This window comes from Mesorhizobium sp. KACC 23794, assembly GCF_052180275.1.
Taxonomy (GTDB): Bacteria; Pseudomonadota; Alphaproteobacteria; order Rhizobiales; family Rhizobiaceae; genus Kumtagia.
This window is the reverse complement of the sequence record NZ_CP197465.1, coordinates 416,035-428,517: the sequence shown is the minus strand read 5'-3', so window position 1 is coordinate 428,517 and position 12,483 is coordinate 416,035. Positions and strand designations below refer to the sequence as shown.

Below are 12,483 nucleotides of genomic sequence, written 5' to 3'. Positions count from 1 at the left end.
GCATCCATCTCTTTCCGCGAGCAGCCTGCGACATGCCGTTTTTCGTTACCTGCACGGCGGCGGCATGCTATCCCGCGTCCCATGGCGCAACTGAAAGCACATGAGGTGGACGGCTGGCTGGCGCGGCCGCAGGCCGGCACGCCGATCGTTCTGATCTACGGGCCGGACCGCGGCCTGGTGAGCGAACGGGCCCGGCGGTTTGCCGAGAAAAGCGGCGTGCCGCTCGACGATCCGTTCTCGGTCGTGCGGCTGGAAGCCTCCGAACTCGACAAGGATGCGGGACGCCTGGTCGACGAGGCCAACACGCTGCCGATGTTTGCCGGCCGGCGGCTGCTCTGGGTGCGGAACGCGGCGGGCCAGAAGGCACTGGCCGACGACGTGAAGGCGCTGTGCGCCGCGCCGCCGCCCGAGACGACGATCCTGATCGAGGCCGGCGACCTGAAGAAGGGGACCGGGCTGCGGGCGACCGTCGAAGGAGCCAAGCAAGCGATCGCCCTGCCCTGCTACAGCGACGACGCGCGCTCCGTCGACACGGTGATCGACGACGAATTGCGCAAGGCCGGCCTGTCGATCGATGCGGAGGCGCGGGCCTTGCTGCGCCGCAATCTGGGCGGCGACCGCATGGCCACCCGGGCGGAGGTCGCCAAGCTGGCGCTCTACGCCCTCGGACAGCACAGCATAACCAGCGACGACATCCGCGCCCTTACCGGCGACGTGTCGTCCGTCTCGGTCGACGAGGCGGTCGACGCGGTGCTGGAAGGCAATCTGGCCGCCTTCGACGCAGCCTATTCCCGGCAGGCGATGGGCACCAGCCAGGCCTATGCAGTGCTTTCGGCTCTTCAGCGCCAGCTGCAGTCGCTGCAGCTGATGCGGGCGGCGATGGAGAGGGACGGTGGAAACGCCGCTTCCGCCGTGGCGGCGGCGCGGCCGCCGGTGTTCTTCGGCCGGCGAAAGATGGTCGAGCAATCGCTTTCGCGCTGGCCGAGCCGGACGTTGGCGCGCATCCTCGAACGGCTGCACGAGACGGTGCTGCTGACGCGGCGGCGGCCCGAACTTGCGGTCGCCGCCACGCATCGCCTGCTGCTGGATGTGGCGCGCGACGCCGCGCGCGGCGGTCAGGCGCGAAACTAGATAGCCAGCTAAATATCTATGAAATGTTGCCGCCTAATTCTTTAGCCGGCGGCATAACTCGTCGAGCTGTTCGAGGCTGCGGTAGGCGATACGCACCTCGCCGCCCTTCTGCTTGTGGTTGATCGCCACCTTCAGCCCAGTCACGTCGGAGAGCAGTTTTTCCAGCGCGATGGTGTCGGCCTCCTTCTCCACGACCGGCTTCGGCGGCGTATCGGCCTGCGCGGCCGCCGGCTGCTGGGCGAGCACCTCGGCCTGGCGCACGGAGAGACCATCCTCGACGATGCGCCGTGCCAGCGCAGCCGGGTCTGGCGCCGTGACCAGCGTGCGGGCATGACCGGCCGACAGCGCTCCGTCGATCAGCAAGGCGCGAATGTCGTCCGGCAGCTTGAGAAGCCGCAGCGTGTTGGCGACGTGGCTGCGGCTCTTGCCGATCACCTGCCCGAGATCGGCTTGCGTATAACTGTGGTCGTCGATGAGTTGCTGATAGCCCATCGCTTCTTCGATCGGGTTGAGATCGGTCCGCTGGACGTTCTCGATGATCGCCAGTTCGAGCGCCGTGCGGTCGTTGACCTCGCGCACAATCACCGGGATTTCCGTCAGTCCCGCCCGCTGCGCAGCGCGCCAACGCCGTTCACCGGCGATGATCTCGTAACGCCCGGCGGCGTCGGCGGCCGGTCGTACCACGACCGGCTGAACGATGCCGTGTTCCTTGATGGACTGGGCGAGGTCGGTCAGATCGGCATCGCCGAAGGCGCGACGCGGGTTGCGCGGATTGGGCTGAATGAACTCGATCGGCGCCTTGCCGTCGACCGGTACTATAGACTGACGCGACACAGCCGGCTTGTCGATCTCGCCGATGAGAGCCGCGAGGCCACGACCCAATCGCCGTTTGGAGAGGTCTTCGCTCATGTAACCCTACCTGGAATAAACTCGAAACCGAACAGCGACTATGCCGCTCGCAACTTGCGTTCCTGCCTGATCACCTCCGACGCAAGCTGGAGATAGGCCTGGCTGCCGGAACATTTGAGATCATACAGGATCGCCGGCTTACCGTAGGACGGCGCCTCCGAGACACGGACGTTGCGCGGAATGATCGTGTTGTAGACCTTGTCGCCGAGATGCGCCCGAACATCGTCAACCACCTGGTTCGCCAGGTTGTTGCGGCCGTCATACATGGTCATCACGATGCCCTGGATGGTGAGGTCCGGATTGATCGTCCGGTGCACCTCCTCCACCGTCTCCAGCAACTGGCTGAGACCCTCGAGCGCGAAGAACTCGCATTGCAGCGGGACAAGCACCGAATCCGCAGCCGCCATGGAGTTCAACGTCAACAGATTGAGGGATGGCGGGCAATCGATCAAGATGTAGCTGTAGAGCCCTACTTTTGCCGCCGAGGCGCGGACGGCATTGCGCAGCCGCAGCACACGATCGGGCGTGCCGGCGATCTCCATCTCCACGCCGAGAAGGTCCAGCGTCGAGGGAACGATCGAGAGACCGGGAACAGCCGTCGACACGGCCGCATCCTCAAGACTCATCGCACCGGTGATCACATCGTAGGACGATGTCGTACGGTCGCGCTTGTCGATCCCCAGCCCGGTGCTGGCGTTGCCTTGCGGGTCGAGATCCACAAGGAGAACGCTCTCGCCGATCGCGGCAAGCGCCGTCGCCAAATTGATGGCGGTGGTCGTCTTACCGACGCCGCCTTTTTGGTTGGCGATGGTTATGATGCGTGGAATATTGGACATTGTACGTGCCGCGACAGCCATTTCATCAACGCGGCAGACGCTTCAAGCCTTTGATCTCAAGGATCACGCTTTGCGATTCAACCACGCTTGCGTGTTCTATCAGGTCGTAGCTCCACGAGTGAGCACTTTCTTCGACCTCACGGCGATATTCACGGCCTTTGTGGAAGAGAGCCGTGGCGCCCGAGGATAGGAATGGCTCCGACAGCTCCAGAAGTTTTGTCAAGGACGCGAGTGCGCGGGAGCTTACAATCTCCGGCAGGCTGATTCTTGCGGCGACATCCTCTATGCGCCGGGCATGAACGACAGCGGGGAGCGCGAATTGTCCGGCCATCATCTGAAGGAAAGAAGCCTTCTTTCGATTGCTTTCCACCAGATCGACGCGGCTCTCTTTTGTCTCCCGAATCAAGATCGCCGTCACAAGCCCCGGAAAGCCACCGCCAGAGCCGAGATCGAGCCAACGCCGTGCATCAGGAGCCAGGCTTTTCAACTGTGCGCTGTCCAGCACATGTCTATGCCAAATCTCATCGACGGTGGAGGAGGCGACCAGATTGGTGACCCGGTTCCAGCGCTGGAACTCGCCTAGAAAGCTCTGAAGAACGGAAAATGTTTCACGTGAAACAGGGCCGGCGATCTTGACAAGCTCGTCATACTCGCCACTCACGCCGCTGTGTTCCTGGCAAGCCGCTCGTGCTCCCGAACCCGCGCCACGATAATAGCCATCGCGGCCGGCGTCATGCCTTCCATACGTTCCGCCGCAGCAACAGAAGTCGGGCGATAGCGCAGCATCTTCTGTTTCAGTTCGTTCGACAATCCCGGAAGCGAGGCATAATCGAGATCGATTGGCAAAGCTCGATGCTCTTCCCGCTTCATCTGCTCGATGTCCGAAGCCTGACGGTCAAGATAAACCGCGTAACTGGCTTCGATCTCCAGACCTTCCGCAGCCTTGATACTCAATCCCTTCAGCTCGGGCCAGATCTTAGCCAATTCATTCAAACTATTGCCTGGATAGGACAATAGTTCATAGGCCGTGCGGCGACGTCCGTCCATATTAACGTTAAGTCCGTGCCTTTGGGCTTCGTTCGGCGTCAACGATAGCGACTTCGCCAGCTCAACCGCTGCCGACAACTCACCTGAGATAGTCTCGAATGCGTTGACTCTCGCGGAAGAAGCGAGGCCGAGCTTCATAGCCACAGGTGTCAACCGTTGATCGGCATTGTCCGACCGTAGCGAGAGCCTGAACTCAGCCCGGGACGTGAACATCCTGTAGGGTTCGGTGACGCCGCGGCTGGTGAGATCGTCCACCAGCACCCCGATATAGGCTTCCGAGCGACCTATCGTGACGCCCTCCGCGCCGCCGGCACGCCGCGCCGCATTGAGGCCGGCGAGGAGGCCCTGGGCGGCCGCTTCTTCATAACCGGTCGTACCGTTTATCTGCCCGGCCAGGAACAAACCGGAAATCCTGCGTGTCTCAAGCGTTTTGTGAAGCTCTCGAGGATCGACGTGGTCGTATTCGATGGCGTAACCCGGTTGCAGCATCTTCGCGCGTTCGAGCCCTGGTATCGTCTTCAAAATCTCAGCCTGGACGTTTTCGGGGAGAGACGTCGAAATACCATTCGGATACACGACCGGATCGTCCAGCCCTTCCGGCTCCAGGAAAATCTGGTGCCCATCACGATCCCCAAATTTGACGATCTTGTCTTCGATGGAAGGACAGTAGCGGGGCCCAATGCCCTCGATGGAGCCTGAATACATGGCGGACCGGCTCAAATTCTCCCGTATCACCCGGTGCGTCTCGGCCGTAGTTCGCGTGATCCCACAATCGATCTGTGGGTTGTCGATTGTTTTCGTAAGCAAAGAGAAGGGCACGGGCTCTTCATCGGCGACCTGCCGGTCAAGGCCGGCCCAGTCGATCGTCTTCGTATCCAGGCGCGGCGGGGTGCCGGTCTTCAGCCGGCCAAGGCTGAAACCAATCTTTGTCATCGAAGCCGAAAGGCTGACCGCGGCAGCCTCGTTCATACGACCGGCAGGAAAGCGCCTTTCGCCGATATGGATCAGGCCGCGGAGAAAAGTCCCTGTCGTAAGCACCACGGCGCCACAATGAATCTCGGTTCCGTCAGCCAAACGAACGGCCTGCAAACGGTCTCCCGCCACCACCAGTTCTGCAATCTCACCCTCGATAACGGCAAGGTCGGCCTGGTTGGCAATAAAATTCTGAACCGCCTGGCGATAGAGCTTGCGATCCGCCTGGGTTCGAGGTCCGCGAACCGCCGGTCCCTTGCGTCGGTTCAGCAACCGGAACTGAATGCCGGCTGCGTCGGCAGCCCGGCCCATGAGGCCATCCAGCCCATCGATCTCCCGGACGAGCTGGCCTTTTCCTATGCCGCCGATGGCGGGATTGCAGGACATCGTGCCGATCGCGTCGGCGCGCATGGTAACAAGCGCAGTTTTCGCACCGGCCCGGGCCGACGCCGACGCAGCTTCGCAGCCAGCGTGCCCGCCCCCGACAACGACCACATCAAATTGCATCGAGCTCATGATACACCTTGCATTAGGCTCCTCCGGATTTCTGTCAAGCACCGCCGGCGGGTTTCACGTGAAACTGTATGGCACGGCGTGTTTCACGTGAATCACTTGCCGATGCAGAACTGACCAAAGATCACATCGAGCAGATCCTCGACATCCACGGCGCCACTGATACGGCCTAGCGCATTTGCCGCCAACCGAAGTTCCTCCGATCGCAGTTCGAGGCCGGCTTCGCGACCGGACAGGGCGGTCTCCATATGCCGTCGGCACTCGGCCAGAAGCTCAACGTGACGCAACCGCCATGGAAGCACTTCGCCCATCGTTGGTGCGGCGTCCTTAGCCTTGCGGGATATGGCTTCCAACAACTCGGCCAAACCTTCGCCGGAGACACATGATACGATGAAATCGTACCCAGCGGGCTGGCGTCGCCTCCCCAACAGATCAGCTTTCGTACCTATTTTCCACGACTCTGGAGCAGCCAGGCTTCCGATTGGCAAGGGAGCGGTCATATCCTCGAGCACCAGGACAAGCCCAGCCTTGCCGGCCCGTGACCTCGCTCGTTCGATACCCAGTTGCTCCACCAGCCCTTGCGTCTCACGGATACCGGCTGTGTCCGTAACGCGAACCTTCAATCCGTCGATATCAAGAACGACCTCGACGAGATCGCGGGTGGTTCCCGGCTCGGCAGTGACGATCGCCACGTCGCGGCGAGCCAGTGCGTTCAAAAGACTGGATTTTCCAGAATTTGGGGCGCCGATCAGGACAATGTCGAAGCCATCCCGCAGCATCTCGGCCTTGCCATATCCGAGGCTGTGCACCTCGACATCGCGGCACAGTTCCGAGATCTCCTGCCATACCTGATCCGACACCGATCCGGGGACATCGCCCTCATCGGAGAAGTCCAGTTCGGCCTCAATGAAAGCGCGTGAACGGATCAGGCGGTTACGCCAGTCCGCATAAAGCGCTGCGTGGGCGCCCGTGCCGTTCTGGACGGCAAAGCGCCGCTGCGCTTCGGTTTCCGCGGTAACGATGTCGGCGGTCGCCTCGACCGCAAGCAGATCCATCTTGCCGTGCTCGAAGGCGCGCCGCGAAAATTCGCCGGCCAGCGCCAGGCGGCAGCCGGGGATCGCACAGATGGTCCGCAGCAAGACATCAACCGTGGCGCGCCCGCCATGAACCTGGAATTCCCCGCAATCCTCGCCCGTGAAGCTATTCGGGGCAGGGAAGAACAGGGTCAAGCCCTGATCCAGCAACGAACCGTCGGCCAGCCGCAGCGATCCGAAGCGTGCGATTCTCGGGGCAGGCAAGGAGTTTGCAATCGAGATGATAGCGTCGCGGACCTTGGGCCCGCTGAGACGGACGACTGCAACGCCCGACGGCAACTGGCCGCTGGAAAGTGCGACGATTGTATCCCTGGAGGCGTTCCGCTGCATCTTGGCGATACCGAACTGTTGGCGGGCCGATTTTGAACGGTACTCGCCGAACCACCACAAACACGGTTACCATGTCCGTGAATTGTTTCGGATACGAATCAACTAAGCCAAGGCAAATCTTCGTTTCGCTTGGCATAAGCCCCATGTGGATTCATTACGGATACGAATCGATTCCTGCCGCAGACGCGTAGTTCCCACCTACGGACCAATGAAACGGGTCCTGAACCGGCGTCCTTGAACCTGTAAATGTCAGCCAAACGGCGCCGCCTGACGCGGCGCCGCCCAAAAATCACGTATTCATCGAATCGAAGAAGTCGGAATTCGTCTTTGTCTGCTTCAGCTTGTCGATCAGGAACTCGATCGCATCCGTGGTCCCCATCGGCGCCAGGATGCGGCGAAGCACGAAGACCTTCTGCAGGTCCTGGCGCGGCACCAGAAGGTCTTCCTTGCGGGTACCAGACTTCAAGATATCCATCGCCGGGAAGATGCGCTTGTCGGCCACCTTGCGGTCGAGCACGATTTCCGAATTGCCGGTGCCCTTGAACTCCTCGAAGATCACCTCGTCCATGCGGCTGCCTGTGTCGATCAGCGCCGTCGCGATGATGGTCAGCGAGCCGCCTTCCTCGATGTTACGTGCCGCGCCGAAGAAGCGCTTCGGCCGCTGCAGCGCGTTGGCATCGACGCCGCCGGTGAGTACCTTGCCGGACGACGGAACGACCGTGTTGTAGGCGCGGCCGAGGCGGGTGATCGAATCGAGCAGGATGACGACGTCGCGGCCATGCTCGACCAGCCGCTTGGCCTTCTCGATGACCATCTCGGCGACCTGAACGTGGCGTACAGCCGGCTCGTCGAAGGTCGAGGACACCACCTCGCCCTTGACCGACCGCTGCATGTCCGTGACCTCCTCCGGCCGCTCGTCGATCAGCAGGACGATCAGATAACATTCCGGGTGATTGGTGGTGACCGAATGCGCGATGTTCTGCAGCAGCACCGTCTTACCCGTGCGCGGCTGCGCGACGATCAGCGCGCGCTGGCCCTTGCCGATGGGCGCCACGAGATCGATGACGCGCGGCGAGATATCCTTGGTGGTCGGGTTTTCCACCTCCATCTTCAGCCGCGACGTCGGATAGAGCGGTGTAAGATTGTCGAAATGGATCTTGTGACGGATCTTTTCCGGGTCGTCGAAATTGATCGAGTTGACCTTCAGCAGGGCGAAATAGCGCTCGCCTTCCTTCGGGCTACGGATAGGCCCTTCCACCGTGTCGCCGGTCTTCAGCGAGAAGCGCCGGATCTGTGAGGGAGAGATGTAGATGTCGTCCGGGCCTGGCAGGTAGTTGGCATTGGCGGAGCGCAGAAAGCCGAACCCGTCCTGGAGGACTTCCACCACGCCGTCGCCGATGATCTCGACATCCTGCGCCGCCAGCTTCTTCAGGATCGCGAACATCAGCTCCTGCTTGCGCATCACACTGGCGTTCTCGACATCGAGCGACTCGGCGAAGGCGATCAGATCGATCGGCTTCTTGTTCTTGAAGTCCTGTAGTTTCATTTCCTGCATAAGGAGGCCTTGGTGGTGAAGGTGGGAAAGCTGAAGCTATCGGCGAAAGCGATGAGCGTGCCTGGCGCGACCGACTGCGAATAACGAACGGCTGGCGCATGGCGGAGAGGAAGGCCCTGCTTTTATCGCCAACGCGGAAAAAGAGCAAGGCGCGTTTTGAGATCCTCGGTCAGAACGGTTTCACGACCACGAGCACGACAATGAAGATCATCAACGCCGTCGGCACCTCGTTGATGATCCGCCAATGGCGGGCCGATTTCTCGTTGCGATCCCCGGCGAAACGCCGGACCGCCCCGCCGAGATAGCCATGCACGGCCGAGAGCGCCAGCACGGCGGCGATCTTGGCGTGCAGCCAGCCGCCGGAGAAGCCAAAGCCCTTCCAGGCCAGCCAGAGCCCGAACACCCAAGTCGCTATCATCGCCGGATTGATGATCAGGCGATAAAGCCGCCGCTCCATGACCTTGAACGTTTCCGACTGCACGGATCCGCGTTCGGCAGCGGTGTGATAGATGAACAACCGCGGCAGATAGAGCATGCCGGCCATCCACGAGATGACGGCGATGACATGCGCTGCCTTGATCCAGAGATAGAGATTGGCCGGGTCGATTGCAAAGAGCAGCGCCGCCGCCGCGGCAAATATGACCAGCGCGATGATGGCGCGCCTGGCCGCGCTGCGGTTGCTTGCCGGTATGGTCTGGTTCTCGGTCATGCCTGGCAATCCTGTCTCATATCGCTCCGTGCTTCGTCAGCGTTCCGGAGCCTCTTCACGAAGGGTGCGCCATTGCGCACAGCCTCCCTTCAAATCTTAAACTTTTATAAATGAATCTTCTGATTCTTAGACTCTGTTGGAATCGATGATTCCGATTTGTCCCCTCATCCGCCGCCGAAGCCACGTGGCCGCTTGTTGCACGATTTCCGGACAGGAAAGGAGAACAGCGGGGAAAAGTCGAAAATGCTCTTTGTTTTTAGTAGCTAAGCATAAGCCTGTTTGCGGACGGCTTCGACACGATGCGTCGCTGTCCGACTTTTCCCCAGACTTCTGCAAACCGGACCCGCCGTTTCGACAGCGCCGCGAATTGTGGACAAGTCGCCATCTGATACAGTCGCCCGGACGGCCTTGGGAAAACTGCGGGAGTTTTCCACACGAGGCCACAGGACGGGACGCGATCTGTGAACAAACCGCAGAGCTTCTTTCATCTCCATCTGATCTCGGACGCCACCGGCGAAACGCTGCTCGCGGCCGGCCGCGCAGCCTCTGCGCAGTACAAGGACGCGCGCGCCATCGAGCATATCTATCCGCTGATCCGCACCGGGAAGCAGCTGAACAAGGTGTTCGAGGACATCGATGAGGAGCCCGGCATCGTGCTCTACACCATTGTCGACCAGCAGCTCGCGGGAACGATCGATTCGCGCTGCGCCGAGATGGGATTGCCCTGCGTGTCGGTGCTCGAGCCGGTTCTGACAGTCTTCCAGTCTTATCTGGGCACGCCGGCCGGCCGGCGCGTCGGCGCCCAGCATGTGCTCGACGCGGATTATTTCCGACGGATCGACGCGTTGAATTTCACGATGGAGCATGACGACGGGCAACTGCCGGACGACGCCGATGCTGCGGACGTGGTGCTGATCGGGATATCGCGGACGTCGAAGACCCCGACCAGCATCTATCTCGCCAATCGCGGCATCAAGACCGCCAACATCCCGATCGTGCTCGGCGTGCCGATCCCGGACAGCCTGACCCAGGCGACGCGGCCGCTGATCGTCGGACTGGTGGCCAGCGCCGAACGTGTTTCCCAAGTCCGCCAGAACCGCATGCTTGGCGTCACCGGCGGGTTCGACGCGCAGTCCTATGTCGATCGCGCCACTATCTCGGAAGAGCTTGCTTATGCCCGCCAGATCTGCACGCGCCACAACTGGCCGATGATCGACGTCAGCCGCCGCTCGATCGAGGAGACGGCGGCGGCAATCGTTGCCCTGCGCGGCAAGACGCGCTAGGCGATAGCCGATCGAACCAGGCAAGAATTCCATGGCCGAACCCTTTATCCTTGCTTCAGCGAGCCCGTTCCGAAAGACCATGCTGGCCAATGCCGGCCTCGATTTTCGTCCGGTCGCAGCCGATGTAGACGAACGCGCGGTCGAGGCGCCGCTGAACGGATCGGGCGCGACGCCGGAAGAGGTGGCCGAGGTTCTGGCCGAGGCCAAGGCGATAGAGGTCAGCGACCGTCATCCGGGTGTTCTTGTGCTTGGCTGCGACCAGACGCTGTCGCTGGGCGACCGCTTGTTCCACAAGCCGAAGGACATGGAGGACGCGCGCCGTCATCTGCTCGCGCTTTCCGGCAAGACCCACCACCTCAACAGTGCTGCCGTGCTGGTGCGCGATGGCAACGTGCTGTGGCGCACCGTGTCGGTGGCAAAGCTGACGATGCGCACGCTCGAGCCTGCCTTCATCGGCCGGCACCTGGCGCGGGTCGGCCAGAAGGCGCTACACAGCGTTGGCGCCTACCAGATCGAGGGCGAGGGCATCCAACTGTTCGACAAGATCGAAGGCGACTATTTCACCATTGTCGGCTTGCCGTTGCTGCCGGTACTGGCGGCGCTTCGCGATCTCGGCGCCATCGATGGCTGAAATGACACGGAAAGCCTTTGTCTGCGGGCATCCTATCGCCCATTCGCGCTCGCCGAAAATCCATGGCCATTGGCTCGCTTATTACGGGCTGGACGGCTGCTATGAGGCGATCGACGTCGCGCCGGCCGATTTTGCGGATTTCGCGGCCTCGGTCCGAGCCGGCCGCTATGTCGGCGGCAACATAACCATTCCGAACAAGGAGATCGCTTCCCAGGCCGTCGACCGCCTCGACGCGGCGGCGAAGGAGATCGGCGCGGTCAACACGCTGTGGGTTCAAGACGGCCTGCTTCAAGGTTCGAACACCGATGCCTACGGTTTTGCCGCCAATCTCGACGATCATGCGCCGGACTGGAGCGCTGTGCCGGGGGCGGCGGTGGTGCTGGGCGCCGGCGGTGCGGCGCGCGCCGTGCTTTTTGCACTCAAGCATCGCGGGTTCTCCGACATCCGTATCGTCAACCGCACGCCGGCTCGAGCCCAGGCGCTGGCCGCGGAATTCGGACCAGCTTTTTCCGCCCATGATTTCGGCGCGGCGAATGCCTTGCTGGACGACGCGGCCTTGCTGGTCAACACCACCTCGCTCGGCATGCATGGCGAAACAGACATAGCGGTCGATCTCGGCCGGCTGCCGGTTGGCGCGCTGGTGGCCGATATCGTCTACGTGCCGCTCGAAACGCCACTGCTGGCCGCTGCCCGACAGCGTGGGCTGAAGACGGTCGATGGCCTCGGCATGCTGCTTCATCAGGCTGTGCCGGGCTTTGAAATATGGTTCGGAGTGAGGCCCGAGGTCACACCCGAGCTGCGCGGCCTGATCGTGGCCGACATTCTGGCCAAGGCGGCATGAAAATCCTTGGGCTGACCGGTTCGATCGGCATGGGCAAGTCGACGACGGCGCGTATGTTCGCCGAGGCCGGCGTGCCGGTGCATGATTCGGACGAGGCCGTCCACCGCCTCTATTCCGGGGCCCTCGCGCCACTGGTGGAAGCGGCCTTCCCTGGGACGATGAAACAGGGGTCGGTCGACCGTATCGAACTGGCCAAACGGGTGCTCGGCAAACCGGAGGCCCTGAAAAAACTCGAATCGATCGTTCATCCGCTGGTTCGCGCGGATGCCGATGCATTTCTTGCCCGGCATCGTGTAGCGGGCGCGGCGCTGGTGGTCCTCGACATTCCTCTGCTGTTCGAGACAGGCGGCCGCGGTCGCGTCGACAAGGTCGTGGTCGTCACGGCCGATGCCGCGATACAGCGGCAGCGTGTGCTTGAGCGGCCCGGCATGACCGAGGAGAAATTCGAGGCGATCCTCGCCAAGCAAGTTCCGGATGCCGAAAAACGCCGGCAGGCCGATTATATCATCGACACCGGCCAAGGCATGGAAAGCGCCCGCCGCGCGGTTTCGGCGATTGTCGCCGAACTCGGCGGGGAAAACTCGGCCTGAGGCGTTGCAGCGCTTGCCGTCCACTCGTTCCGGGCCGAGGAT

At 61.9% G+C, this 12,483-nt stretch carries 12 protein-coding genes; 5 read left to right on the top strand and 7 right to left on the bottom strand.

Annotated features, from left to right (window positions below):
* Positions 1–81: 81 nt before the first annotated feature.
* Entirely contained in the window at positions 82–1,131 is a 1,050-nt protein-coding gene (gene holA, locus ACSBOB_RS02260) for a DNA polymerase III subunit delta (protein ID WP_442580848.1), read from the top strand.
* Positions 1,132–1,164: 33 nt separating this feature from the next.
* On the opposite strand, the gene ACSBOB_RS02255 is transcribed toward holA, so the two are convergent.
* The 7 genes from ACSBOB_RS02255 to hemJ form a co-directional block, all read right to left on the bottom strand.
* Entirely contained in the window at positions 1,165–2,040 is an 876-nt protein-coding gene (locus ACSBOB_RS02255; protein WP_442580847.1) for a ParB/RepB/Spo0J family partition protein, read from the bottom strand.
* Positions 2,041–2,078: 38 nt separating this feature from the next.
* Positions 2,079–2,876: a ParA family protein gene (locus ACSBOB_RS02250; RefSeq protein ID WP_442580846.1), complete on the bottom strand. Its 798-nt coding sequence runs from the start codon at positions 2,874–2,876 to the stop codon at positions 2,079–2,081.
* A 25-nt stretch (positions 2,877–2,901) separates the two neighbouring features.
* Positions 2,902–3,537 carry a 16S rRNA (guanine(527)-N(7))-methyltransferase RsmG gene (gene rsmG / locus ACSBOB_RS02245; RefSeq protein WP_442580845.1) on the bottom strand — a complete coding sequence of 212 codons (636 nt, stop codon included), beginning with the start codon at positions 3,535–3,537 and terminating at the stop codon, positions 2,902–2,904.
* A complete protein-coding gene (gene mnmG, locus ACSBOB_RS02240; protein WP_442580844.1) occupies positions 3,534–5,411 on the bottom strand; it encodes a tRNA uridine-5-carboxymethylaminomethyl(34) synthesis enzyme MnmG in 1,878 nt (625 codons plus the stop codon). Before mnmG ends, rsmG begins: the two co-directional genes overlap by 4 nt.
* 92 nt (positions 5,412–5,503) lie before the next feature.
* Positions 5,504–6,832, bottom strand: a complete 1,329-nt coding sequence (gene mnmE / locus ACSBOB_RS02235) for a tRNA uridine-5-carboxymethylaminomethyl(34) synthesis GTPase MnmE (protein ID WP_442583942.1) — start codon at positions 6,830–6,832, stop codon at positions 5,504–5,506.
* Positions 6,833–7,121: 289 nt separating this feature from the next.
* Positions 7,122–8,387: a transcription termination factor Rho gene (gene rho / locus ACSBOB_RS02230; RefSeq protein ID WP_442580843.1), complete on the bottom strand. Its 1,266-nt coding sequence runs from the start codon at positions 8,385–8,387 to the stop codon at positions 7,122–7,124.
* Between the two features lie 169 nt (positions 8,388–8,556).
* Complete coding sequence (hemJ, locus tag ACSBOB_RS02225; protein ID WP_442580842.1) at positions 8,557–9,096, bottom strand: protoporphyrinogen oxidase HemJ; 540 nt, start codon at positions 9,094–9,096, stop codon at positions 8,557–8,559.
* 461 nt (positions 9,097–9,557) lie between these two features.
* Between hemJ and ACSBOB_RS02220 the strand changes: the two genes are divergently transcribed.
* Genes ACSBOB_RS02220 through coaE form a run of 4 tightly spaced genes read left to right on the top strand, consistent with a single transcriptional unit; the run spans position 9,558 to position 12,441 of the window.
* Positions 9,558–10,379 carry a pyruvate, water dikinase regulatory protein gene (locus ACSBOB_RS02220; RefSeq protein ID WP_442580841.1) on the top strand — a complete coding sequence of 274 codons (822 nt, stop codon included), beginning with the start codon at positions 9,558–9,560 and terminating at the stop codon, positions 10,377–10,379.
* A gap of 31 nt (positions 10,380–10,410) precedes the next feature.
* Positions 10,411–11,010, top strand: a complete 600-nt coding sequence (locus ACSBOB_RS02215) for a Maf-like protein (protein ID WP_442580840.1) — start codon at positions 10,411–10,413, stop codon at positions 11,008–11,010.
* Positions 11,003–11,851: a shikimate dehydrogenase gene (locus tag ACSBOB_RS02210; RefSeq protein WP_442580839.1), complete on the top strand. Its 849-nt coding sequence runs from the start codon at positions 11,003–11,005 to the stop codon at positions 11,849–11,851. The genes ACSBOB_RS02215 and ACSBOB_RS02210 overlap by 8 nt, the downstream gene beginning before the upstream one ends.
* A complete protein-coding gene (gene coaE / locus ACSBOB_RS02205) occupies positions 11,848–12,441 on the top strand; it encodes a dephospho-CoA kinase (RefSeq protein ID WP_442580838.1) in 594 nt (197 codons plus the stop codon). The genes ACSBOB_RS02210 and coaE overlap by 4 nt, the downstream gene beginning before the upstream one ends.
* The last annotated feature ends 42 nt before the right edge of the window (positions 12,442–12,483 follow it).

Coding starts and splice junctions, on each gene's coding strand:
- holA (WP_442580848.1), top strand. CDS start 82: ATGGCGCAACTGAAAGCACATGAGGTGGACGGCTGGCTGGCGCGGCCG.
- ACSBOB_RS02255 (WP_442580847.1), bottom strand. CDS start 2,040: ATGAGCGAAGACCTCTCCAAACGGCGATTGGGTCGTGGCCTCGCGGCT.
- ACSBOB_RS02250 (WP_442580846.1), bottom strand. CDS start 2,876: ATGTCCAATATTCCACGCATCATAACCATCGCCAACCAAAAAGGCGGC.
- mnmG (WP_442580844.1), bottom strand. CDS start 5,411: ATGAGCTCGATGCAATTTGATGTGGTCGTTGTCGGGGGCGGGCACGCT.
- mnmE (WP_442583942.1), bottom strand. CDS start 6,832: ATGCAGCGGAACGCCTCCAGGGATACAATCGTCGCACTTTCCAGCGGC.
- rho (WP_442580843.1), bottom strand. CDS start 8,387: ATGCAGGAAATGAAACTACAGGACTTCAAGAACAAGAAGCCGATCGAT.
- hemJ (WP_442580842.1), bottom strand. CDS start 9,096: ATGACCGAGAACCAGACCATACCGGCAAGCAACCGCAGCGCGGCCAGG.
- ACSBOB_RS02215 (WP_442580840.1), top strand. CDS start 10,411: ATGGCCGAACCCTTTATCCTTGCTTCAGCGAGCCCGTTCCGAAAGACC.
- ACSBOB_RS02210 (WP_442580839.1), top strand. CDS start 11,003: ATGGCTGAAATGACACGGAAAGCCTTTGTCTGCGGGCATCCTATCGCC.
- coaE (WP_442580838.1), top strand. CDS start 11,848: ATGAAAATCCTTGGGCTGACCGGTTCGATCGGCATGGGCAAGTCGACG.